Raw genomic sequence first — 24,971 nt, forward strand, 5'->3', positions numbered from 1 at the left:
CAGCAAGCTTTACTAATGGCTGTTAAATCAAAACAAATTGTACAACCACTTTATTTATCCGTCCTAGAAGCTTGAACCGAAATTTAACATGAACCCATATATTCCTCTTTGCTCGTGAGAATAAACAAATTCAGCGGATTCTTTAGCAATCGCAATCCATGAAGGACCTGTTCCGTGAACCCAGTGCTGTGCATTTAATTTACGATTTGGGAGTATAGTCATCTTGAGGAACGTGTCTTTGTTACGTAGAGTAGCCACCCATTCATTTCTGTTAAAACTTGCTTCTTCTGGCGTCTGGATATAACAACCTCCCTGAGGGCTATTAGGGCAATCGAATATTTGGTCTCTACCAGCAAAAGTACCAGTGAATGCATCATAACTTAAAGTTAGTGTAGTTTCTTTACCCCAAAATGGCCCTATGATGGGAGTTCTTCGACCTAAGTCTGGCCCAAAGCTCAGAGTTAATCCCGCAGTCCATAAATGATCACGTCCAAACACTACATCATTGTAGGTGAGAAAAGACAAATAATTTCCAGCTCGAAAGCCGAAGATACCTACTAAGTCTTTCGAATCTTGATGAACACGAGATAAATCAACACCTGCATGATGGCTGTATTGTGCCACTCCCAATAATAATGAAAACCAGCTATTCACGCTGTCTTCAATTGGTATTGAGTTCTGGAAAAGTCTATACTGCAAGAGACTATTTGCCTCTGGCCCTATTCCCATAGTACCGCTCAAAACTCTGCCCTGGGTGATATTAAGGTTATTACTGTCAACCGTTGAGCCAAGTCCTCCCGTAGAGCCAAATGCAAAACTGGTAAGGTTATAACCGAATTGAGTGATATTTGCTGTAAGTATTGGAATTCCGAAGGGTGTTATTTCTAACGTTTGTCCTCGCTGGCTAACTCTTTCAAACTTATATGCAATTTGTGGATCTTGTATGTTATATTCTGATGAAGCACTTGAATAAGAGTAACTTTCACCTGTTTCATTCTGAAGTGGATCTTGAATATTCGCATTTTGTAATGAATTTGAATATGACTGCATTCCATTTGGATCAAAAAGAATAACTGGATTGTTGTTTACATATTGATACACATTCACCCCATCCCCAATTCCTATCGGATCCGCACTTAACCACCTTCCCAACCAAGGCAAATAATACCTTGCCGCATGATATTCAAGTCCCGTTTCCTTATCCCGCTCCATTCCCGTATATCGGTATCGTTTAGCTGCAGATTTAATAGAGGCGTTCTTTGCCTGATAGGCTGTAGTGCCAAAAGGATGGTATTCTTCATACGAAATGACATTTGCTTGGTCATCCAATTCTAGAGAGGAAGAGCCTAGATGATTATGTAACTGGTATCTTACTAACTTTTTTTCCGTTCCATCATCCACATTATTTCGGGTTTCTACCATTATGAAACGATGCCCCTCGTCCATCAGACTAAGACTTACTCTTTTTAAACCGGAATTAGTACCGCTATGCTTTTTGTACAATTCATAACCCGCTATATAAATGCGTTCATCCTTCTTGGTGACAGTACCACCTGAAGCTCCGAAGTTTTCGGTGATTTTTCGAATGCGCTGTCCGCTGCCATCGTATTGGTAATAGGTAGTTTCAGGTACATCGCCATCAGCACAAACTTGGCGAGTAGTAAGGACTACTTCTTCTTTAAAATTCCATCCTATTTTTTTAAGATGGGGCAGCTCTTCCAAATATCCATGCTTTAAATGATGTTTGTATTTATTGTAGTTGGCTGGGTTTTCATTATCTCCAATACTTGTACTTTCGAGTCGGTTGTTTGCTGTTTCATATTTATAGCCTCTTGTCCAGTCTCCACCTAGAGATGAAGACTTGTGTTTCACCTCCTTAATATTCCCCACCTCATCATATTTATAGCATTGAGTATAATCACTTATAGCTATAGAGTCGACTGGATTTATGTTATGGAGGAAGGGCTTGTCATTCCAATTGTCACAAGTGCCAAAATTTAAAGATGAATTGTTTTCTCTGCCTGTTGCTTTTATCAGGCGGTATAAAGCATCGTAAGTATATTCATTTATTGGTTTAACACTTGAATTTGCGAAAAAACTTGTAGGGATTGCTTTGTCTTCTATATGGGTAATGTTTCCTATTGCATCATAATTGTAAAACAGATCCTGGAGAACTTCTCCCGTCAGCTTTTTGCTTTCTAATCTTTTTAGCCTGAAGGTTTCTGTATCATAATAGAATTTAGTGCTTACATCATTGCCATAAATGATTTTTTTTCTTTGTCCTTTTTCGTTGTAATTTATGGTCTTGATATAAACAGAAGTATTGGACGAACCTGAATGCAAAACACTTTCTCCATCTAATAGACCAGATTCATTATAAGAAGGGGTGATAATGCTTCTGTCTGGTGCAGTTTGTTGGATAATTCTTCCTAAAGCATCAGTGACCGTAGTGAATGTAAAAACATCTTCATTTTCTATATCAGTATTCAAATTGGCATCAATCCAATTAGCCACTTCTTTATATTTTTTAAATAACTTTCGGGTAGTGGAAATGGGTTGGCCTTTAAAATCATAATTAGGGGTATCAATCAATCCTCCAGTGTCATAATGCTGAATAACCTGCCCAAGAATATTTCGACCTTTTAATGAATCTTCATTAAATCTGTTTTCATCAGTTCGTATTTCAGTTAAAAGACTCTCTCCATAAATCACCCTATCAAAAATATGGTTTAGTGGATCATCTGAACCGTCTGCTTTTTTTCCATCACCCCCAATCACTTTGCTATGAGTAGGTCTTTGGGCTAAGTCATAAAAATATTGAAACTCATGGCCCCTTTCATCCCATGTGCGAAGCAGGTTTTCAAGTATATTGACCAATAACCAGCGTTTTCCGGCATCCATACTATCTTGATATGCCAGATTTCCAAGCATATCGTATTTATATTGCATAACTGTATTTTCTCTTGCATCTGTGACAGTTCTTAGATTGCCTTCGGTATCCAAATGCACGTGGGTGTGATAGAAATCATCATCATAATCATCCTCATTTTTAATTTTATTATGCTCTATTGATAAAACTGGCCTTCCCAGTGTATCTAAATGAAATACTTTGGGTGTATTGGCATGAATGGCAGCCTTCTTTGCGGCTATTTCTTCAGCTTCAGGGTTTTTACCTGCATCTGTTAGCTCCTCATCAATTCTTCGGTGAATTCGGTCATCGTACCATTTCGATTCCAGAACCGTGTCATTGGCATCATACTCTGTTTGCTTCCAGGAATCAAATTCTACTTTAGAAAAAGTACCATCGGGCAGTTCGGTTTTTATTAGTCGGCCTGCTGCATCGTAGTACATAATAGGTGTTACACTCGTCTCGACCAACTCCTTATAATCTTCATAACGCCAGTCCACAGAAAAGTATGGTTCATATTGCTTTACCGGATTACCTTTGTTGTTATTGATGGTTTTTCCATTTCCAATCCAGCGAAGTTGTTTTGGTGACAATGAAGCGGTATTGATTACATTTATCTCAATAGAATGATCAGAATTGACATTTACCTGCTTAGCAGGTCCTGGTTCAGCCTGCACTTTTTTCATCACTACTTCGCCGATACCGTTGGAGTATTCAAATGCAATTTGGATTGGGGAATCTTCCGCCTGGCTGAAATGCTGTTCCCGTGATATGGACCCAACTACAGCGGGTTTTCCAGAGGTAATATAGGCTTCAAAATCATATACAAATCTTAAAGTGGCACGCTTTAACAAGCTCTTCCCTTTATTGGTAAGTTCATCGGAATTGGGAGCATGGAAGAAACCTTCAATTAATGTTGATTCTTCTTCCGTACTTTCAGTAATACCTGTTAGTACATCGGCTTCTTCTCCTTTACCCATCACAGACACCGCCTTTACCATACCCAATTCATCACTCATGGCCTCCGAAAGATTTCCATTAAAATCTTTCATCCTCATAGGAGAAAGTGTACGGAAATTAAAAAGGTCGACCGAACTTCTATTTCCCAATGCATCTTCAGTTTCTTCGATGAAGAGAAAATAATTACTATAGTATCTTACTTTGGTAACAGCTCCATAAGGATCAGTATATGATATGGGACTATAAAAACGGGCTTGGACATCTGCTGGGCTTTCTAAGTCAGTTTTGAACTGGGTCGATCCAGATCGAATCCACCAATTGTTATCAGATTCGCTGTTGGTGAATCTACCTTCAATTAAAAGGTCATCCAATTCATCCTCATTGACTTTATCCCCAAAAATATCTGTTATTAATTCTGGTGTATATGCAAGTTGATAATTCTCAAAAGGCAAACCAAGTGACTCTAACTGATGCAAAGGCAAAGCCCCTGTTAAATCATTTCGATAATAAGTGGACCTAACATTCTCAATATGTCTTTTTTGCGCCTTTCCATCAACCAAATCTTTATCTATTTCATGGTAATGAGCTGTATCTGACTTCGCATCGGTCAGTATATCATCAAAGTCTGTCAGTGAATAGAAAGTATTAGCTTTTTCCACCCCCTTCAATTCAAATGTAGTTACTTCAGAAGGTAATCGAAGGTAATGTATATCTTCATCAAGGACATCATTTGTAAATTGGTTCTGTGTGTAAATGATCACCGTTTTGGCTTGTTCGTCTTTGGTTTTTTTAGGAAGTGTTTCATCTACAAGGATCCTTGGATACATGACAGAAGCGAATTCCAACACATTACCGTATTCATCCAATCTGATATTTAAGTTATGGGCTATTCTGGGGTCTTCTGCGTTTCGCTCATAGCTATAGGATATAGCCTCACTTTCTTTCACTACAAAAACAGCATGTTCGTTCTTGCCCTTAGGTTGTATTAACTCAATTACACAATTGTGGGTGGATACTGAATAAGGCTTAAGTTCTCTTATAAGGGCTTCCTCAGAATTATTATATTTAATGGCATCCTTCGCAAATGTCTCGGAACGCAAAGCCATTCCCTTACAGGCCCGTAAAGCCTCCTGCCATTCTTGGGCAGACAATTGGTCAAGTATTGAAGGCTCTATCCCAGGAGCAACAATTATTCGGGCATCAGGTAGAGGTATCTCATAGTGTGCTACCTGATATCCCTGCCACATCATTTCCTCATACCAGTAATCCTCAGCGAATTGATTCAGGATTTTGTCCTTTTGTAAAAATGCACCAGTATGCTGCCATGTTTTTGTAATAACAGGTTCCTGGTGTAAAGTAGCATCGGTAATATTTGTTGCATCACTCTTTACCCATTGCTCAAAGGTTTCGGCATCTGTTTGTTCCACCATGCCAAAGCCCCTGAATTCCCTTTCAGCATGGTCGTAATATCCATGATGGTATTTGTATCTACTTACATATTTAGCCCCTGATATTTTATCTTCCGTAGTGGTCTTGGAAATACAATGGACAGGAAAATGCAATTTTGTTACCCATGGTTTTCCCGCCAGCTTATCTTCAATATAAAATTTAGTGGATGGTGTATATTCCAATGAAACTTCTTTGCCCAAATTATTTTTATAAGAAACCATTATATGGGGTTTCTTACTATTCATCAGATCAATATACCGTAGTGGGATGTTAGAATCTTTGGACAATGGACTTGACCATACAATACAGGCCACTCCATTACCAAGTATGTCAGTAACAGTTATTTTTGCCTGTGAATGAATTTCAGGAAAGGAGTCAATTTTAAATGGAGTTGTACTGAAACGGTTCCCACTTAGGTTTTTCCAGCAACTGAACTTGTTTTTACCCAAGTATATGATGTCAGAAGTACCAGAACCATCTATATCAGCAAGTCTTAAATAAGCGGGATTAAAAGAATCGGGATGATCAAAGACGGGAGCATTGTCCACACCAACTTTTGCTCCGAATTTACCATAACCCAAATTTGGCCAATAGCAGGTTTCACCATTTCTGATCCTCAAAATATCTGTCATGCCATCACCTGACATATCAGCCAAATAGATGGTTTGTTGTGAATCTGCAAAGATGATATGCGGGCCTTCTTCTTCATCAAATGGTTTAGAAGTTTTTCTTGCTGCCGTAAATCCATCTCTACCTTCTGATGGGTACCAGGTGAAAACTTCATCTTCAGAAATCACTACTTCTGGCCTTCCATCACCATCAAGATCCAGCATTCGGGTATTGGGATCACCAAAATCTATGTTTGGTAAGGCTTTAAATGAACGAAAACCACTCCATTCATTATCATCATCCAGTTCAAAAAAACCTTTGGGTTCAGCACCATAACTCACCAATTGTTTGCCACCATCACTATCAAGATCGGCCAATTGTAACTGGGCACCAAGTCCGACAAAAGATGGTTTAGGAGATATTAGTTTGGCTTGTTCAAATTTCCCATGACCCAAATTATGCTTATAATACCATCCATTTGCTTGTTCAGTCAGAATGCCGGATAAGCCTTCATTGAATAAATCAGTGAATTGGTATTGCTGTTCATCCAAACCTGCAGGCGCATGAATCAATGCATCAGGTGAAATAGTATTTACTTCTTTACTCCAATCATGTTGTTGGTATTCAAACTCCATAGGAGGGAGTTTTTTGTGGGAGTAAGAACCATCTGGCTTTTTAATATAACCATAAGAAGTTACCGCCTTTAGGAAAGTGAAATCCTGTTCCGCAGAGGTATCGTATTTTAAATTAACTGATCTAATTAGTGTTTTTCTGTCAGATTTATCAGGTAATAAGGCCAATTCTTCAAATATATGAAACAGCAAAACCCTCTTGCATAACCGTGTAGTTCTAATTTCAAATCCTGATTTATAATCAGAAAAAGCATCAGGTCTGAATTTCCATAAATTAATCTTCTCAGGAGAATCACTGTCTATATCAGTAGTCCCATAGTCAAAAATAGTTTGGAACATATAATCCGATTCTTCTGGTAGGTTTTCCCCAATTTTTAAGAAGGGCGACTTATTACCATAAAGCACCTTATCGAGGTAAAGATTGGTATATGAAATTTCACCATTTTTTATGCGGTTTCGGTTGTGTAGCAACGATTCATCAAAACCAACTCTATCCTCTTTTTTGTATATGTAATGGGAACAATTTCCTTTACCGTCAAATACAAATTCAGGTAACCACTCATAAATTTTTGTTGTATCATCCGGATTTGCAATGATGGAATTAACAGTCCATCCAAAAAGCGTAGTAGTATTTTCTTTTGTGATTACCCTCCATTTAATTCTTCCAGAGGTATCATCAGTCCAGCGTTCTATCCGTGCAAACAACCCTTCTATACGGGGTTTGTAATTTCTGATTGTGTAGCTATCTCCTTCATAAGTAAAGGACCTTTCTTTAATGACATAATCTCCATGCGCATCTTTTTGAAAACTTCCATCGGTATTTTTGTCAAACTCAGGAACCAAATCCTCTGCTTCAGAAAATAAGAAAGTATCGGAATCAATAGAATCAATATATTGAGGTAAACCTTTATCTGTTTTGCGTTTGATTGACCCTAAACTCAAACTCCAACCTAAACCAAAAATGCCATTTCCAGCACCTGAATTATAAGTAAGGCTTAAATCAGGGGAAGCTCCCCGAGCAGGGGAAAAGGGTAGGGGAATAGAAAAGGAAGATGTGCCGTTGACAGCATTCACAGAGAATTTTTCGTCAATACCTTTTATTGCCCCACCTCCATTAGGTAGTGAAATTGAAGGGACCTCAATGGCATTGGATTTTGATTTTCCGCCATCTGTTTTGAGGAATTGCGAAGATGCGTTATTTTGCGTTTGCTCTTTCATCCTTTTTTATGAGTGTGATTTTCGAAGACCTCTATTTCAAACTGGCAAAACCCTGGCTATCTCAAAATGCATCCCATCAAGTCGGGAATTGAAATGTCCACCCCAGAAGAAGCCGTATTTATTGGCTAGGGGAACCAGTTTTCTGACACTACCTTCCTGGCCTACCAGAGCGGGAGTGTGGCCCAGCCCATTCCATGCCACATTAATGTCAAATGCAGTTGCGAAAGCATGATGGCTTAGATTAGATCCCCCTCTCATTAATCGCGGATTATAAGTGCCTCCCCACGATTTTATGTGATCCAATAATCCTTCCTTTTCCCATGCCTCAAATAATCCCTTTAATTGATGTGCTACTTTATTATGAAAAGGCACATTTCCACTACTAGATCCGTTCTCAAAATGCTTTATAACAGGAATATTTATGGAGGTCATTTTATCTCGATACCAATTACATGTAATATTGATATTATCACTATTAGCCACTCGTGTAAAATTGAACTTTCCAAAATGCTTTTGTTTATCTGCAAGATTATTGAGCCTATTGAATTCTGGACTAGGTGGCCAGTTTAAACTTGTTTCGGAGGTGTCTCCTGGATCGGTAAGAAAAGGCATGCCTTTTTCGAAGGCTTTTACATATGTTTTAGGGCCAACTACGCCATCAGCTGATAATCCATTGACCTGTTGAAATGCTTTAGTATGTCTTTCGGTGTTGGAGCCAAATTTACCGTCTACTTGTAAACTGTACCCTTCTCCTAATAAAAATAGCTGCCATTTCCTGACATCTGTTCCGGTGGAATGTAATCTTAAGATTTTCACTTTGACTTGAATTTCATGGTTAGAGTTAGCTTTAGGACATAAGAATTCCTGACCCCGAATTCATTTCGGCGATGCTATAAAAACATTGTATTTGGAAAATTAAAACCCAGAGGAAATAATTGGGTTACCCGATTTTTTGGAATGGAAAATTGATAAGATACCATTCGTAAATAATCACTGCGTTACTAAAAGCCTAAATATAAAAACTTTCAAAACGAATAATATTTGAATATAGGCAATTTATTCTCTAACTAAAAATAAAAATACGTTTTAATTAACCAAATTTAATTTCTATATAAGACATGTAGGTTTCTTTTTCGATCATTATCTTTTAATACCTTTTCGCCAAAAGCTGTCTGTAGGGGCTAAAACCAAAGAAAAATGGGGTAGGAAACATTAAAATTTTAAGGTGCGAATTATACATTATCAAATACATATTTTTTATGATTAATTCTCACATTATTCATCCACATCATGAGTCAGAAGGTGTGATAATTAAAACCCCATCTTTTTAGGCAAGACCTGAATTCAGATTCGATTTGAGGCTATTCATTGACCTTGGCAATTTTCCAGGTTTTATAGGATAGCTGTACTCTAAAATTTTCATTTGCAGTTTTCAGCTTCTTGTAAATAAAAGTTTCGAGGCTAAAACCATTGATGTTTTGTACCTTTGATCGAAAATTCTTGTTGTAGATACTAGATGGTTAATATTTGATAAAAAAATATTAATAATTTATATGTTAGAAGTCGGAACCATCATTTTTTATATCATATTTTAGATTTCCGGTGGACATAGTCAACCTCTCAATTTCAAGTGCTTTTAAAGGCAATTTCGATTGGCGGAAAACCGCTTTGACATTTCTAAGCTGTTCGATTCTTTTCAAGGAGAGAGATTGCCCAGTCCTTATTTCTTTGACGCCCCTAGTTATATCCTTTTTGATATTATCCGGAGAGGCTGTCAAAACTTCACCAAGTACCCGGTAAATCCCCTCCTTTGACAAACTGTAATTTGAGTCAAGGCACAGTTTGTTGATCAGTTCGTTCGTGATCCCTGGACCACCCAACAAAAAATCAATAGCCAGTAATTTTTCGGTTTTATCAAGAGTGCCTGTCAAAGTATCTATAGGTGGAAAATCTCTATTGGAACGCATATTCTCATAGAAAGTAATTGCACTGTCTTTATCTAAAAAATCCAGATTTTCGAATTCCCGAAAATTGTCGAGCTTTTGGTAAGGGTCAACATATTTCAGGAAAATTCCAGTCTCCCGGATGTTTTTGAACGTATTGCCTATCAGGTTGTAGATTATTCCTGCCGTTATCCCTGAAAAGATAAGGGCTAGCGGAATTTTTAAGGCTATTTCAATCGTAAGAACAGACAGTGCCAAGAGCATGCTGATAGAAGCAAAAAGTATAGGATAAACGAGTGACAAGTAAACAAACCATTTTCTACGCTTGATAAATTGGGCAAAATCCTCGAAGTGCTGCCTGTTACTTGAAAAAATATGCCACCCGTATCTATAGGCAAGCATCCTTTCTTCTTCGGTGCCGCCATCAAAGAGCAGCAAGTATTCCCGTAGCTTATACAGCCATAATGGTCTATTTGAATCGAACTTTTCCATGGTAAAATGAATTACTATCTCATACGGGAGCACCCCAGGCTTTCTGCATCTCGTTTCTTTTTCTTTCTTCCGTAACCTTCACATAGCGTTGAAAGCTTTTGTAGTCCGCATGGCCTGTTATTTTCATCACTGTTTCTGCGGGAATCCCTTTTTCTAGGGAGAGAGTGGCAAAGGTTTTTCTCCCGGTGTGTGCACTGATTACTTCGTGCTTCCGGTAAATGGTAGATTGCTTAGTCGCGCCTTTGTACCTGATTATTTCAACTGGATCATCAATCCCAGCCAGCTTGCATAGCTCTTTGATATATTTGTTGAATTTTTGGTTGGAGATTATCGGTAGAGGTGCGGCCAATTCTTCATATTTTTCCAGAATTCCTTTTGAAAACCTATTAAGGGGAACAATTAAAGGCTTTTTAGTTTTCTTTACAGTTAATCTTATCTCATCATTTTTGATATGACCACGATGCAACTGTTCAAGGTCGGAATATCTGAACCCGGTAACGCAGCTGAAGCAAAAAACATCACGAACTTGATCCAAGCGTTTATTGCTATTAAGTTCCAGACCTAACAACAGATCAAGTTCCGCTTGCGTCAATGCGATTACTTCCATTTTATATTCCTTAATGGAAAAATCTTTATGCCCGGGGTTAACGGATATGCCCTTCTTTTTTGCATAGCTAAGAAAGGTTTTTAATGTTCTTAGCTGTTTTGAAATGGTGGTATTATTTAAACTACTTACCCGCTTCGTTTTCTCGTTTGTCTCTTCCCAACTAATCAAGAATCCCTGAAAAGCCTGTAGGAAATTATAATCGATTTGGTCAAACCTTACTTTTGATCGTGAATGATTTTGATAATTCGTCAAGTGTTTTTTCAATGACTTATAGACCGTAAGGCTTCCTTTTTCTCTTATATGCTTATGTTCTTCAATGTATTGATCAATAAAATCGTAGACGATGTTGGATGGGTCTTCTTTTTTCGTTGCCTGCTTTTGTTGTAATTTGATCTCTTCTGCAATCATATCAGCACTATAGGGGGTCTTCTCAAATATAAACCTTGATTCTACAGCTCTTGCATCCGACATCAATGCTGAAATTTGATCCTGATATTGAATCAGCTGGTGTTTAGTCGGAAGGTTCTCTCCATACTTCTTTCCCAACTGAATTTTTAATTTGGTAGTTAAACTTACGATTTGTTGGTGTTGATTGTCCCACAGTTCTGGAATCAGGGTAATCCCGGTGGAAACCTTCCGGCGTTGTCCAGCTATCCGAATAATAAAAATTAATGGGTGTTCACCATTTTTGTTGACCGTGTCCAATCTCAGTTCGAATCTCAATGTAGCTTCCATCTTACTCCAATGTTTGATTCCCTAAAATTAATCATTTTTATTTTGTGGGGCTAATTGTGGGGCTATTTTTTGCATTAAATGTGGTCATAGTTGATCAAAGCTACTGGACTGATATATCTATATATATGTATATAAGCTAATTATGGACAATCATGTTTATAGCATAACTAAAGGTTCGAGTCCCGTCCATTCCGCATAAAAGCTCGGGTTTTCCCGGGCTTTTTTTGTTTATGGCTTATTATATATCTACATCATCCATTCAGAACTTGACGGTACCTATTATATAGGTTCATCCCAAGATCCGGATAAAAGGCTGGAAAAACACGTCAACTAGAAATTACCGAAAAAATACTGCGAAAAACCTGTGATCTATATTGATTGTTTTCCAAACGGCGAGTAGTCCAACATTTTGGCCATAGGTTATTTATCAGTCATTTTTCAGATTTAGACTTTGGAACCTTAACACTCTAGCAACAATCAAAATCGATTTATTTTCTATGTATTTCTTTTATTAGGGCTGTTAACATACCCAGCCCCCGGGAAATTTTGGTTTCTTTTCTGACGTATCTCGGAAACTGTTCCGGTTTCAGGCCGAATTTGCTGGCCAGCCTCTCAATGTTTTCATTGCCAAAAATCTGTGCCTGATGTACACAATAAATTTTAATCAAGTCTTTAGGATATAGTAATTCTAAATTATCCCAGGCATTATTACAATCCCCCCAATCCATTACCCTTGAAATGACAAAATCAGCGTCTCTTTTGTAATCCAGTTCATTTAAATCTACCTCCCAAAAAATTGGAAAATAATCGGAGAGACGAATCTTCCCAATTTTTCCGACAATGGAATTGGCTTTTCTAATTAATGCTGTTTATTTTTGAATCGGTAGGTATTGAACCGGGAAATTGGAGATTTGGGCAATGTAATACGTGCACGGAAGCCAGAGCGACCGCCCGTGGTGATGACCCGAGAGGAGGTTAAAGCTGTGCTTGCGGAGCTTAGTGGTGACAAATGGATGATGGCCTCACTCAACGGGCTATAAAAGATGCCGTTTCCAATTCCGGTCTTACAAAAAGGGCAACCTGTCATACGTTTCGGCATTCTTTTGCCACACATCTGCTAGAGGGCAGATACGACATCCGAAAGGTTCAGGAGCTTTTGGGACACAAGGATATAAAAACCACAATGGTGTACACGCATGTATTGAATCGTGGACCTTCCGGGGTTCGCAGCCCGATGGATGAACTTTGAATAATCCAGGGGTTTTATGCGGATCCGTATAAAATCCATTTATAATAAGCTAATTGTGACAGTTGTTGGTTTTCAAAGATTTAAGTTGGTAAAACATAACGCATTATTTGTATATTATGTGTACTACTAATCAAAATTCTGGGTATTATTTGGATCAGCATAAACAATGTTGGGCGGATTCTGTTAAAGCCTGCGGAGGTGATAGATCATGGAGGTATTTCTAACTGGTGGCACTGGTTTTATAGGTCAACTACTAACCCAAGCTCTTGTTCAGCGCGGCTGGGAAGTTATTGCCTTGGTTCGGAAGCCAGATAGTAACGAAGCGAAATCAATTCAAGCCATGGGGGCTACACTAATCCAAGGTGACATTACTGATCTCGAGTCCATGCGCGAAGGCATGAGTGGTACTGACGCCGTGATACACAATGCCGCCTGGTACGAGTTCGGGGTTTCCAAATCCGCACGTGACAAAATGCAAGCAATCAATGTGCAGGGCACAGAAAATACGCTTCGGTTGGCTGTTGAGTTAGGCATTCAAAAGATAGTATATACATCCACGATCTTGGCCTTTGGCGACACCGGTGATGTAGTAGCGGACGAGAGGTTCCAGCGTCGTGTCCCGCCGCAAAGTTCCTATGAGAAGACTAAGACCGAAGCACACGAATTCGCCAAGAAACTTCAGCAAGATGGTGCGCCAGTCGTCATTGCATGTCCGGCTGGTGTCATAGGGCCGGGCGATCACACGGGTCTAGGCTACATGGCTCGCATGTACGTGCGTGGCTTACTTCCACCGGTACTCTTTGCAGCGAATGGTCTGCGCGCTCACGTTCATGTGGATGATGTTGTCGAAGGAATTGTAGGTTGCGTCGAGCATGGTCAGAGTGGCGAAACCTACATATTGAGCAACGGCATTATGCAGCACCGGGACATGTTCGATTTGTGGAAACAAACACCGGGCGGTTTCAAGACGACACTGTTCTGGATGCCAAAACCGATGGCCATGCTATTCAACCGCGTATGTGAACCCATCGAACGGGTTTTAGGTTTACCCATCGTGTTTGGCCAGGAATTCGCGCTGGCTGCTTTTTCCAGTTTCCAGTTCTCAGCGGCTAAAGCAGAGCGTGAGTTAGGGATACGATTTCGTAGCGTGGAACAAGCCTGGATTGACACGTTGGAAGCTGAACGCACCATTTCACGATATCGTAAAAGCTAGACAAAAACTCTTCAGCGGGAAAATTTCTGAAAAAAGAGCGGAAAATTTTTAATTGTCTGATCCCTGATAGCTCAGCTGCTTAGAGTACCTTTCCCAATTCTTGGAAAGGTTGCGGATTCGAGTCTTCCAATTGACATCATTCAGCCCTTTTCCCATACACAGCAATCCAATCCAGCCTGGACGAAGCAGGAGTCCCTCCTCCGGACATCAAATCCGTTACACCAACTTTTCTTACCGCACTTAAGTCGGGTTGATCTATCCGTGCTCCTTCAGTGATACCGTCCATATTTAGCTTTCTCCAAGTTATTTTGTTCAACTGAAATTCAGATTCTTCCCAATCTTCCGTATAACCGGATCCTACTTCACTCACTATCCAAGTTCTATCGGAAAGTTCCAGAAGTACCCGAAGCACCCTAAACCCCGTCTGCCTGCTGAGCCATTTGACGGTCCCTTCTCCACTCAGGTCCATATTAAAATCAGGATGGGAGAGCGCCATGGCCCAGTTTCCCTCACATAGCCCAGACCATATATAATAGGGATCGTTGGGTATTTCAGGATGGTTGCTTTTTTTAAGATGATCTTTGGCGGCACCATACAGGTGAAGAATTAGGTCCACGCTACTGAGATGAGATTGGTTTACGGGTATTTCCGCGGGAGATTCTTTCCAGTCTTCCCTAAACAGCAACTTCTCCTCCTGTTGAGCGAAACAAATTATGGAGCAGAAAAACACTGAAAAGAAGGTAACTGTGCAAAATAGTGTGAACTTTTTCATGGGTCTATCGATAGGATTGGCTTAACGTTTTTCAATTAATCTATTAGGCTACAATATATGATATCAACCCGATATTATCCCTCTTCACGATCTGTATTTAAGGCTAAAAAACGGGTTAGGGTTATTATTGAAGATATATATGAAACAAGTGAGGAGAAAAATAAGCTACTCAAAAAAGCTTCCAAAGACCCATTATTTCTTTCAGATATCCGTAAAGTAAGCACCGATTTTGAGGCTGATAGAGAATTATTATGAAATTAAAAATACATGAAGTAAATGCCCCAGCTGTAAACTGGGGCATTTTTTTTGAATTGACTGTGCATTGTTAAGAGACTAAACTCAATTTTCTTACAATTTTTTCCTATTTGACAGGTACCCAGAGCACCGCATCTGCCACTACTACCCCATCGGCATCCTGATTGGTGACGGTAACGTGGGAATCCTTGCCCGGACTAAGCGTGTAGGTACCTATGGACACCCACTCCCCTGAGGTTTGCCCTTCTACACGGATATCAGATTCCTTGATGGTAACGGTTCTTTCGGTTTTTCCATCCGAAACCAAAACCTGGGTTTGCTGCGTTTCATCGGCTGTACGGGAAAAATAGACCAATATCTCGTACTCTCCTGCATCTTGAATGCTGGGAACGTACTTTACGGATGCAGGCTGTTGCCCTTTGGAAAGTTCCCTTAAGAAACTTGGGCCATATCCTCCTCGGGTTACCCGCTCCCAGTCTCCCTGGATCTCAACTCCCGCATCATCATTATCTACCAATATTTCAGCAGTACTTTTATCTGCAAGCGGATTTTCTCTCAATTCCCGCTGTAAAGCTGAGACATCAACATCCTGCACGGCCAAGTCCCCGTCTATAGCCATACTTGCCGCAACGGCTGACGATTGACCCAAAACCATAAAGACAGGTTCCATACGGATGGAACCAAAAGCAATATGCGTAGCTGAAAGTGCCGCAGGAACAAACAAATTTTGTACTTCAGCCCTTTTGGGTATTAGGGAACGGTAAGCAATAGGGTAAGGCCCGAAACCGCCAATTTCTACGTTCCCTTCATTCTTCACCATTTTCTTTCCATCTTTCTCGATCACGATGCGCTGTATATTGTGCGAATCCATGGTATACGCGGCCATTCCAACCCCGTCTTCCACCACTTCATCTCCCACACAGTTGGCCTGTGTCATTACGTATTCTCCTACCATACGGCGAACTTCACGCACGTATAACTGCGGCGACCAGTTGTCAGTATCCGTGTACTCGTCTTTGGGATATCCCCACTCCTGAATAGCGGATTGAAGCTCCTGAGGCACCCGAGGGTCGGTTTTATAAAAGTAAAGAAGGGATTTAGTATAATGGGTGTGAGCATCGATAATTTCCTGCCGCTCTTCATAGCTTCCTTCCGGGTAATTATAATTCATACCTATCATGTCGGTAGAAAATCCCCCCCGGTTGTTGATATCGGTCTTGTTGTTTGGCATGCGGCTCCAGATAAAATAGTTTCCCAAATTCGTTCTGTCCGGCTGGGCTTCAAACAAGCGTACAAGCAGGTCAAACATGGATGGATCATAGCCGTCGGGTTTTGTAATCTCTATGCGGTTAGCCGGATCATTGGTCAGGCAAATCCGGTAGTTATACGCCTGGATTTTATCGTCTCCGGCACCATCTGGCTCCAATTCCCCATCACTGATGCCCCAAAGAAGGCCGCTGGAAGGATCACCGGGAACCACATAGGGATCAATCCCATCGGGAAACTGATGACCCGTCATAAGCTGTACACCATTGTAGGTTTCTCCATATTGGGAGTTGGGCTCCCTGCCTATGGCGTAGGAGACTCCAGCTTTTGCCATTAAATCCCCTTCATAGGTGGCGTCAATAAATACCTTACCCGCTACCGTCTGATTTGAACCAGAGGACGGGCTAAAGGTATTTTCAAGTTCAATGCTTTTGATCTTTCCATCCGATTTTTCTACTCCGATAATTCTCAATCCGTATTGAACTTCAATACCTGCTTTGTCCAAGTATTCCTGAAAGGTTTTTTTCGCCACACTGGGCTCAAAAATCCACTGTTCAAATTTCCCGTAGTGATCCCCCAATCTCCTGTAAAAATCACGGGACAAACCCGTAACGGCAAATTTATTCCCAATATCAGTATATCCCAGCCCTCCGGTAGTCAAGCCACCCAAATGGTTGGTGGGTTCGATTAATAACACCGATTTACCCATAGTTTTGGCCGTATAGGCCGCTATCACTCCCGCAGAATTGGCCCCATAGACAACCACGTCATAAGTTGGGCGTTCCTCTTTTTGACTGCAGGAAAATGAGAGAAAAGCGAGCACACAAAATAATTTCAAGATGTTCATAGTTTCAGCTTTTTATTGATTTTTTGTAAATAGCAACAGGCGTAGGTCCATTACCTGGTTTCCGGGAATGTGCAGTGCCTTCATTGTGACCGAGGTTCTTCCTTGTGATAATTTAATAGTGCCCAAGGTCATCGGTTTAAAATCCTTCACATAGGATTCTTGGCGTTCCACCCGGTCGTTTTCCATACCCCGAATGGGTGGATCATGGGGGTGCTCAATCCGGAATTCCAAGCTGGATGTGCCGATTTCCAAAAGCACTTCGGCTCCTACATCGACATCCGTACACGTGTAATAGGCTTCCACCAAATATTCTCCCTCCCCAAGTACCTCAACATTCCAAGTTATACTGTCCGTTGTACTTGTCCAGTCAGTGAAGTAAGAGTCATTGGGAAAACGGTTGGAGCGTTGGATATTTCCGTGAGGTATTCCATCCCTGGCTGGAAGTTGGGTATAAACTGCATCAGGATGTCCGAGCAAAAACGGACGCTCTCCTTCCTCCCTCTCCATTTCCATGTCCTCTTCCCAGGCTGTCTTCGCAGCCAAAAGTTGCTGTGTCACAGTTGGATATTTTTCATTAACCGCTTTTATCTGAGATGGATCGGATACCATATAAAATAGACTCCCGTCTTTGTCGAGACGGAAATTCTGCGTCCGTACGCTTGTATTGCCATTCCAATGGTTGAAGATTATGCGGTCCTCCCATGTTTGGTCATCTTCCAAAATAAGTGGAGCCAAACTTTTCCCATCCAACGGTTTAGTAGACAAAGGGGTAATTCCAGTCAGATCAACCAGGGTAGGCAACAAATCAATGGATCCGGCAATCTGAGAAATTTCCTTACCCGCCGAAAGTGTTCCTTTCCATTGGATAAAAAAGGGAGTTCGCACCCCACCCTCGTCGGTAGAGCCTTTTCTACCTTTCATCCCTCCATTCCAACGGAAACTGTTTGGCCCGTTGTCACTGAGGTAAATAATGATGGTGTTCTCCGACAAATTTAATTCGTCTATTTTTTTGACAAGTCTTCCCACATTCCAGTCAATATTTTCACACATTGCCAAGGCAGCCTTGGTAAAGGTTATTTCCTCTCCCTTCTTTAAGGGTAGAGTCAAGGTCAAGTCTTTATCTTGAAATTTATCCCACCATCGGTCAGGTACTTGCATTGGAGAATGCGGTGTATTTAATGGAAGGAATAGCAAAAAGGGTTGATTTTGATTTTGCTCAATAAATCCCATTGCCCTCTCCGTCAAATCATCCACCAAGAATCCATTTCCTTTGACCAGTTGGCCGTTATGCTCCAACATGGGGCTGAAATAATCCCCCCAGTGTCCAGAACAGAACCCATAAAACTCGTCAAAGCCCCTACCGTTTGGATGGTAGGGGTATTGCATGCCGCTATGCCACTTTCCAAAAGCACCCGTGGCATAGCCGGCAGCTTTAAAGACATCCGCCAGCGTCACCTCATCCAAGTCCAGCCTTTCTTCCCCGGATGAAGTGCCGTATACTCCTGAACGAAGGTGATACCTGCCTGTAAGAAGTTCGGCGCGTGTAGGTGAACAGACTGGCTGCACATAAAATCGGTCAAAACTAACCCCCTGAGTGGCAAGATGGTCAATATTTGGAGTGGAAAGGTTTGTATTTCCACTATGACTCAAATCACCCCATCCTTGGTCATCAGTAAGGATGATAACCACATTGGGAGGGAGTTGGGTAGTAAAAGCATCAGAATCTGGTTCTTTACAACTTACTCCCAAAATCCAACCTGCCATCAATAAAATGGGGGCTAGTGTTTTCATTTATTTGGAAACAATCTGATCTGCCATTGTTAAAACCTGGCCATCTTCCAAAAGCCTTGCCTTCAATTTCTCGTAAGCAACATCCTGCACGGCGATCCCTTCATCAAGGGCTAAAATAGCGGCCGTTGTAGCAGACTGGCCTAAAATCATAAACACCGGTTCCATACGGATGGACCCAAAAGCAATATGACTTGAAGAAACTGCCACAGGCACTACCAAGTTGGTGATTTCTTCTTTTTTGGGAACCAATGAACCATAGGCAATTTCATATGGACCGGGCAGAGGAACGCCGATATCCCCTTCATTTTGTACATGTCCATTTTCATCCACATAGCGTTGAATGTTATGGGAATCGATGGTATAAGAGCCCATACCAACGGATTCTGGGGTTGGTTTTTTCTGCAAGAGCTCGTTCTCTGTCATCACATACTTGCCAATCATTCTACGTGCCTCGCGTACATAGATCTGATGGGGCCAATTGCCGTTGTCGGTAAATTCATCTTTCGCCAATCCCCATTCCTGAAATTCCTTCTGTGTCTCCTCCGGTACTCTCGGATCGTTCTGCACAAAATAAAGAAGGCCACTTTGGTAATCCCTATGCTCTTGGATAATTTCCTTGCGTCGTTCATAGCTAGCGTCCGGATAATCGTAATTCATGCCAATGTTATCCGAACTGAATGGGCCGTGATTATTGGTGTCGGTTTTTCGGTTAGGTATCATGTCAAATTTACCAAACCATTCATCCCATCCCGCATCAAAGATCCTTACCAACAACTCGTATTGGGTAGAGTCATAATTTGCAGGTCGGGGAAAAGCTATCCGATTATCCGGATGGTTGGACATGCACATACGGAAACAATAGGCTTGAACTTTATCGTCTCCTTCACCCTTTATCCCGGGATGTTCCCCGCTAATTCGTGGCAGCAAACCGGAAGAAGGGTCGCCCGGTGTCCAATAGGGATCTATAGGCTGATCCAACGCTTTAAAATGGTGTCGATGATGGTACACGCCAGTTTGAATCCCATTCCATTCTTCTCCGTACACACTGTTTGCTTCTCTTCCCACATGGTAACTTACGCCGGCAGTTGCCATCAAGTCCCCTTCATAGGTGGCATCGATAAACATCCTGCCTTTGAATTCCTTGCCGCTTAAGGTTCGGATGGAAGTGATTTTTCCATCTTCTACACTGACACCGTTATCTCTATCCAACCATTCGTCCCGCAATACCTCAATCCCCAATTCGGCTATCCACTCATCATACACTTCCTCCGCAACATGAGGTTCGAATATCCACATGGTTTTAAATTCACCATCTAAGGCAGGGGTGCCCTGACCTTTATTTCCGAATTCGCTCTTATCCTCCCAATTCCATGCACTGTCTTCCTGGTATTTGTCATAGACTCTTTGATAAAACTCCCTGGAAAGTCCTCCTATTACTTCTTTTTTCCCGGTGTCTGACCAGCCCAAACCTCCGGCCGTTAAGCCCCCCAAATGGGTATCAGGACTGATGACGATAACGGATTTACCCATTTTCTTGGCCTGAACAGCTGCCGTTACTGCGGCGGATGTTCCACCGTAAATGACTACATCGGTTACATCGCCATCCTCTTTTTCGGAATTGCAGGCCACAAAGGCCCACACAAAGAGCGACGCTATTAGAATTGTTTTGAAACTGAGTTTTTTTATCATTTTATTTCGCATTTATGTTATTTTTTAAAATTATTCTCATATAAAAAAATCATTCCTATGATATATCTTTATCTGCCAACCGCTATTTTATAATATTTTTATTTTAATATTTTTAAAAGCAACTGGGTTCCCATGGTCCTGCAAGCCTATACGCCCTCTCTGGACCTTGGCATAATCAAAATCAGCAAATTTACTTTTCGACACCAAGTCTTTCCATTCAGGTGAGTCCATTTCAGCTTCCGCTACTTTTTCTCCATTAAACCAATGCTCCACATACCCATCCTTGGCTAATATCCGTGTGTGGTTCCAAACACCGGGCACCTTGGAAGTTATTGCAATTGGGGCTTTCACATCGGAAATGGACCCTGTTTTTTGATTATCCATTAATTCCTGCGGGTAATTGTCATCATCAATGATCTGAAACTCGGGTCCTGTATGGTGAATTCTGGGGTATTCAGTTGCTTCTCTTACATAGTAAAACACCCCACTATTCCCCTGATCTTCAATTTTCCAGTCCACCTTAAGTTCAAAGTTCTCAAACTCTCTGTCGGTAACTATATCGCCATTGCCGCCTTCCGTGTACAGGATGCCCCCCTCCACCTTCCATCCTGTGATTCCTTCTTCCAGATAGTTGTGCCAACCCTGGGTAGATTCGCCGTCAAACAATAATTCCCATCCTTCACCCTTTTCGGCCGTAGTCAGGCCGTTCAGAGCTTTTTCATCGGATTCGGCAGGTATATCCGCTGTCTCTCCTTCCCTTGGTTCGCTAGAACTACAGGCCATCATATAAATTAATAATATGGGTATATAGACGAGTTTTTTTGATTTCATATAGGTATATTTTATTTTTACCGGATTACTTTTCGGTTAGTTAAACCCGGTCTACCATTTCCATTTTTACCGGATCCCATCCCATTATCTTTTTTTCCTGGTAGCTGATATTTCCGGCTTCTGTGGGACCGCAGGTTCTCAAACCAAAAACAGCATCTTCCACTACTGGCTTGCCATGGCGGATAGACTCAAAGAAATTGACAAAATGTTCATATCTGTCACCCTTATAATCAGACGGAACCTTAAAAGCAAATTCCTTTGGTCCTTCCATCCGGGGCCGGCTGGGATACTTTTTGAAATATTCTTCTTTGTATTTTTTCTGCATCTCTTCGGAAAACGAATTTATGGACATCCCAGGGGCTTCAGGCATGGGGGTCCGCCTTAGGGTAAGGCTGTCAAATCCAATGGAAATATCCCCTTCAGAGCCAACAATACGGAAGAGGTAGCCACCCCCGCCGCCACTTATCAGGTTGGTTCGCAATGCCAAGTTGAAAGCCGGATGCTCCGGTGATTCAGGGTAATCGTATAAGCCCAAATGGATATCCGGCACATCCCTTCCGTCCTTCCAGTACCTCAATCCTCCGGTGGACATGACCCTGTTCGGGCCTTTGGAATCGGTCACAAAATGTAGCATGGACAACATATGGACGTAAAGATCACCGGCCATGCCGGTACCGTAATCCCAATAATTTCTCCACCTGAAAAACCTTTTTGGATCCCAGGGACGCTTTGTTGCCTGACCGAGATAGGTATCCCAATCTACCGTCTCTGGAGAGGCATCCAAGGGAATTGAATATTGCCAGGCTCCTATGGCATTTTGCCTGTCTATTTGTGCCTCCGCAAAGTTGATTTCACCAATTTCCCCCGCCGCCAGCAATTCCTTGGCCTTGGCATGAATGATGGAACTAACATAATGGCTCCCTACCTGAAAAACCACACCTGTCTCCTTTTGCTTTTTTATAACGCGGTGTCCTTCATGCACTTTCTGAACCATAGGCTTTTCACAATACACATGCTTGCCCCTATCCATGGCATCCAAACAGATTTTCTCATGCCAATGGTCCGTAGTAGCATTAATCACGGCATCAATATCCGGGCGGTCCAGAATTTCCCGGTAATCCTTCGTAGTCATGATTTCTTTGCCCCATAATTCTTTCGCACGGATCAAACGCCCATCATACAGGTCACAGGCGGCCACTATTTCCACTCCATCCACCATTAGCGCGGTATTGACATCGCCTATTCCCATCCCCCCCGTACCAATTACGGCGATCCGGATTCGGTCATTGGCGGAAATACCTTCCCGTTTTACCAGATTGAGGTATTCCACATTTTTATAGATGCCTGACTCCTTGGCCATGGCAGCAGGAGTAGCAACCGCAAGGGCTGCGCCTGCACCGATTTTCTTAATAAATGTTCTTCGGTTATTTTTGGATATATCTTTCATGCAATTTATAAGTTAATTGTTTTTGGGCCAGTGAGTATGTATTCCTTCACGTCTGATAAAGTCCTGAAATTCCTCAAGCAAGGCCCCATTTTCTCTCACCTTTCGGGGAAGCACTTTCTTTTCAATGGAAAATACTAGTAATAAACCCACCGCTTCCCCTATACTCCATTCTACCGGAGCCAAGCGGTAGCATCCGTTGGTAATGATAAAAGCTCTATAAAGTCTCTTCTTTCCAATTGTTATAAGGATTAATCCTCCTGTATCATTCAGATGGTTCAGGTTATATGCTCTATTGATGCTCCAAAATCTGATTATCTTCCAGCAATTTTGCTCTTAACGCTTTATAATCGACATCCTGAACAGCCACCTTGTTGTCTATGGCCATAGCTGCGGCTGTAGCTGCTGATTGACCCAAGACCATAAACACCGGTTCCATCCGGATTGAGCCAAAAGCCACGTGCGTGGAACTGACACAAACAGGTACCAGGAGATTTTCCTTTTCCCCTTTTTTAGGTACAATCGCCCGATAGGGAATCGGATAGGGAGCAGCTACCCGGGCTTCGAAGTTACCTTCATTTTGCACATAACCATTATGGTCCACATACCGCTGAACCATGTGGGAATCCATGCCATAGGCGGCCAACCCTACCCCGTCTTCCACTTCTGGAACAAGACTTTCGCAGTCTTTTTGTGTGACCACGTAATCGCTGAGCATCCGACGTGCCTCACGCACATACAACTGCGGTGTCCAGCCGTTTCTTTCAGAATACTCATCTTTGGACATCCCCCACTTGGATACAACGTCACGTACTTGTTGGGGAATTCGGGGATGATTTGCCAAGGACCACATTAATCCCTGCTGATATTCCAAATGCTGTTGTGCCATGGTCTCGCGCTCCTCGTAACTAGCCTCCGGAAAATCATGGTTTTGGCCTACAAAGTCGGTAGAAAAGCCTTTTTGGTTATTGGTGTCGGTTTTCCGATTGGGCATGGGCGTATTGATCCACGGAACTAATGGATCCCCATAGGCATACATTTCCTCCAAGGGACCTGTTGCTGCTTCGTAATTTCTAAACAGTAATTCATACTCCAATTCATTGTAGTTACTAGGCTTTTCAAAGGGTATGCGGTTTTCCGGATGGTCGGTGAGGGTCATCCTAAAACAATACGCCTGGAGCTTGTTATCCGCCGTACCGTCTAGGCCCGGTCCACCTTCAATAATAAGCGGCAAAAGGCCGCTTGAAGGGTCACCTTTCACCACATAGGGATCTACTCCCGGAATAAAGTTGTGATGAACGCCATTTCGGGACACAGTTCCTTTCAAAGTGACGTTATAAAAATTTGCCTGTACCCCGTTAAGTGTCTCCCCATATTCGCTATTGGCTTCCCTACCTGTAGCGTAGGAAATGCCCGCAGCAGCCAACAAGTCCCCTTCGTATGTTGCATCCATAAACATGGAGCCGGAATAAGTTTCTCCAGATTCCATGGTAATGGAAACAATACGGTTGTTTTGGGATTTGACGCCGGATTGTCGGTTAAGGCGTTTTTCTGTAACCAAGGTGATTTTCTCCTTTGCCATCATATCGGCATATACCTTTTTGGCAGCGGTAGGTTCAAAGGTCCACATGGCCTCCTCCCCTTCCCTGGATCTCCCTTCATTGGGCCGGTCAAAATATTCGGACCGTTCCTGCCATTTCCAGTTTGCCGGATCATCGTAATATTTTTTGATATTGACATAGAACTCCTTGGATATTCCGCCAATTGCCTGTTTGTTGCCGATATCGGTAGCACCAAGTCCTCCTGTAGTCAGCCCGCCCACATGGCTGGAAGGTTCAATAAGTATAACGGATTTACCGAGCCGGGAGCTTTGGATCGCTGCCGCCACGCCGGCCGAGGTTCCTCCGTAGATGACGATATCGTAGGATTGGGGATAGCAGTTATTTTTAAATGTGAAAATGAAAAAAAGAACAAGAATGGGAATTGATTTTTTCATGTGTTGGAATTTAGAATTGAATTAATTTTTGAAGTTAATTTAATCTAAATCTTTTAAAAAATCCT

17 protein-coding genes are annotated in these 24,971 nt (G+C 41.8%); 4 read left to right on the forward strand and 13 right to left on the reverse strand.

All coding sequences use genetic code 11. The features are described 5' to 3' along the window. Positions 1-63 precede the first annotated feature (63 nt). From FQ608_RS03310 to FQ608_RS03325, 4 genes are all read right to left on the reverse strand, one after another. A complete protein-coding gene (locus FQ608_RS03310) occupies positions 64-7,776 on the reverse strand; it encodes a SpvB/TcaC N-terminal domain-containing protein (RefSeq protein WP_158856393.1) in 7,713 nt (2,570 codons plus the stop codon). 36 nt (positions 7,777-7,812) lie between these two features. After that, on the reverse strand, positions 7,813-8,592 hold the full coding sequence (locus tag FQ608_RS03315) for a M15 family metallopeptidase (protein ID WP_158856394.1): 780 nt from the start codon (positions 8,590-8,592) through the stop codon (positions 7,813-7,815). 740 nt (positions 8,593-9,332) lie between these two features. Further along, a complete protein-coding gene (locus FQ608_RS03320) occupies positions 9,333-10,211 on the reverse strand; it encodes a hypothetical protein (protein ID WP_158856395.1) in 879 nt (292 codons plus the stop codon). Positions 10,212-10,230: 19 nt separating this feature from the next. Beyond that, complete coding sequence (locus FQ608_RS03325; RefSeq protein WP_158856396.1) at positions 10,231-11,553, reverse strand: site-specific integrase; 1,323 nt, start codon at positions 11,551-11,553, stop codon at positions 10,231-10,233. A 253-nt stretch (positions 11,554-11,806) separates the two neighbouring features. Between FQ608_RS03325 and FQ608_RS27970 the strand changes: the two genes are divergently transcribed. Then, complete coding sequence (locus FQ608_RS27970) at positions 11,807-11,887, forward strand: GIY-YIG nuclease family protein (RefSeq protein WP_394351627.1); 81 nt, start codon at positions 11,807-11,809, stop codon at positions 11,885-11,887. 154 nt (positions 11,888-12,041) lie between these two features. Here the strand turns inward: FQ608_RS27970 and FQ608_RS27975 are convergent, their stop codons facing one another. Continuing rightward, the gene (locus tag FQ608_RS27975) at positions 12,042-12,413 is read right to left on the reverse strand and encodes a DUF6922 domain-containing protein (RefSeq protein WP_394351628.1); all 372 of its coding nucleotides are present in this window, start codon (positions 12,411-12,413) and stop codon (positions 12,042-12,044) included. A gap of 30 nt (positions 12,414-12,443) precedes the next feature. On the opposite strand from FQ608_RS27975, the gene FQ608_RS03335 reads away from it, so the two are divergent. From FQ608_RS03335 to FQ608_RS03345, 3 genes are all read left to right on the forward strand, one after another. Next, positions 12,444-12,593, forward strand: coding sequence for a hypothetical protein (locus FQ608_RS03335; protein WP_158856397.1), 150 nt, complete (start codon positions 12,444-12,446; stop codon positions 12,591-12,593). Next, entirely contained in the window at positions 12,563-12,802 is a 240-nt protein-coding gene (locus tag FQ608_RS03340; protein ID WP_158856398.1) for a tyrosine-type recombinase/integrase, read from the forward strand. The genes FQ608_RS03335 and FQ608_RS03340 overlap by 31 nt, the downstream gene beginning before the upstream one ends. Positions 12,803-13,010: 208 nt before the next feature. Then, entirely contained in the window at positions 13,011-14,015 is a 1,005-nt protein-coding gene (locus FQ608_RS03345) for an SDR family NAD(P)-dependent oxidoreductase (RefSeq protein WP_158856399.1), read from the forward strand. A 136-nt stretch (positions 14,016-14,151) separates the two neighbouring features. Here FQ608_RS03345 and FQ608_RS03350 read toward each other — a convergent pair whose 3' ends face one another. The 8 genes from FQ608_RS03350 to FQ608_RS03385 form a co-directional block, all read right to left on the reverse strand. Beyond that, positions 14,152-14,787: a hypothetical protein gene (locus FQ608_RS03350; protein WP_158856400.1), complete on the reverse strand. Its 636-nt coding sequence runs from the start codon at positions 14,785-14,787 to the stop codon at positions 14,152-14,154. A gap of 361 nt (positions 14,788-15,148) precedes the next feature. Further along, positions 15,149-17,155 carry an FAD-dependent oxidoreductase gene (locus tag FQ608_RS03355; RefSeq protein WP_158856401.1) on the reverse strand — a complete coding sequence of 669 codons (2,007 nt, stop codon included), beginning with the start codon at positions 17,153-17,155 and terminating at the stop codon, positions 15,149-15,151. 12 nt (positions 17,156-17,167) lie between these two features. Beyond that, complete coding sequence (locus FQ608_RS03360) at positions 17,168-18,946, reverse strand: arylsulfatase (protein ID WP_158856402.1); 1,779 nt, start codon at positions 18,944-18,946, stop codon at positions 17,168-17,170. Then, positions 18,947-20,635: an FAD-dependent oxidoreductase gene (locus tag FQ608_RS03365; RefSeq protein WP_158856403.1), complete on the reverse strand. Its 1,689-nt coding sequence runs from the start codon at positions 20,633-20,635 to the stop codon at positions 18,947-18,949. 87 nt (positions 20,636-20,722) lie between these two features. After that, on the reverse strand, positions 20,723-21,466 hold the full coding sequence (locus FQ608_RS03370; protein WP_158856404.1) for a 3-keto-disaccharide hydrolase: 744 nt from the start codon (positions 21,464-21,466) through the stop codon (positions 20,723-20,725). A 40-nt stretch (positions 21,467-21,506) separates the two neighbouring features. Further along, positions 21,507-22,913 carry a Gfo/Idh/MocA family protein gene (locus tag FQ608_RS03375; RefSeq protein WP_158856405.1) on the reverse strand — a complete coding sequence of 469 codons (1,407 nt, stop codon included), beginning with the start codon at positions 22,911-22,913 and terminating at the stop codon, positions 21,507-21,509. A gap of 12 nt (positions 22,914-22,925) precedes the next feature. Then, positions 22,926-23,228: an FAD-dependent oxidoreductase gene (locus tag FQ608_RS27880; RefSeq protein ID WP_158856709.1), complete on the reverse strand. Its 303-nt coding sequence runs from the start codon at positions 23,226-23,228 to the stop codon at positions 22,926-22,928. Then, the gene (locus FQ608_RS03385; RefSeq protein ID WP_158856406.1) at positions 23,203-24,906 is read right to left on the reverse strand and encodes an FAD-dependent oxidoreductase; all 1,704 of its coding nucleotides are present in this window, start codon (positions 24,904-24,906) and stop codon (positions 23,203-23,205) included. The genes FQ608_RS27880 and FQ608_RS03385 overlap by 26 nt, the downstream gene beginning before the upstream one ends. Between the last annotated feature and the right edge of the window lie 65 nt (positions 24,907-24,971).

This window comes from Lunatibacter salilacus (assembly GCF_009797935.1).
GTDB classification, from domain to species: Bacteria; Bacteroidota; Bacteroidia; order Cytophagales; family Cyclobacteriaceae; genus Lunatibacter; species Lunatibacter salilacus.

Bases quoted from the DNA above. Each gene is read 5' to 3' on its own strand.
- FQ608_RS03360 (WP_158856402.1), bottom strand. From the start codon at position 18,946: ATGAAAACACTAGCCCCCATTTTATTGATGGCAGGTTGGATTTTGGGA.
- FQ608_RS03370 (WP_158856404.1), bottom strand. From the start codon at position 21,466: ATGAAATCAAAAAAACTCGTCTATATACCCATATTATTAATTTATATG.
- FQ608_RS03325 (WP_158856396.1), bottom strand. From the start codon at position 11,553: ATGGAAGCTACATTGAGATTCGAACTGAGATTGGACACGGTCAACAAA.
- FQ608_RS03350 (WP_158856400.1), bottom strand. From the start codon at position 14,787: ATGAAAAAGTTCACACTATTTTGCACAGTTACCTTCTTTTCAGTGTTT.
- FQ608_RS03310 (WP_158856393.1), bottom strand. From the start codon at position 7,776: ATGAAAGAGCAAACGCAAAATAACGCATCTTCGCAATTCCTCAAAACA.
- FQ608_RS03375 (WP_158856405.1), bottom strand. From the start codon at position 22,913: ATGAAAGATATATCCAAAAATAACCGAAGAACATTTATTAAGAAAATC.
- FQ608_RS03385 (WP_158856406.1), bottom strand. From the start codon at position 24,906: ATGAAAAAATCAATTCCCATTCTTGTTCTTTTTTTCATTTTCACATTT.
- FQ608_RS03365 (WP_158856403.1), bottom strand. From the start codon at position 20,635: ATGATAAAAAAACTCAGTTTCAAAACAATTCTAATAGCGTCGCTCTTT.
- FQ608_RS03340 (WP_158856398.1), top strand. From the start codon at position 12,563: ATGGATGATGGCCTCACTCAACGGGCTATAAAAGATGCCGTTTCCAAT.
- FQ608_RS03355 (WP_158856401.1), bottom strand. From the start codon at position 17,155: ATGAACATCTTGAAATTATTTTGTGTGCTCGCTTTTCTCTCATTTTCC.
- FQ608_RS03345 (WP_158856399.1), top strand. From the start codon at position 13,011: ATGGAGGTATTTCTAACTGGTGGCACTGGTTTTATAGGTCAACTACTA.
- FQ608_RS03320 (WP_158856395.1), bottom strand. From the start codon at position 10,211: ATGGAAAAGTTCGATTCAAATAGACCATTATGGCTGTATAAGCTACGG.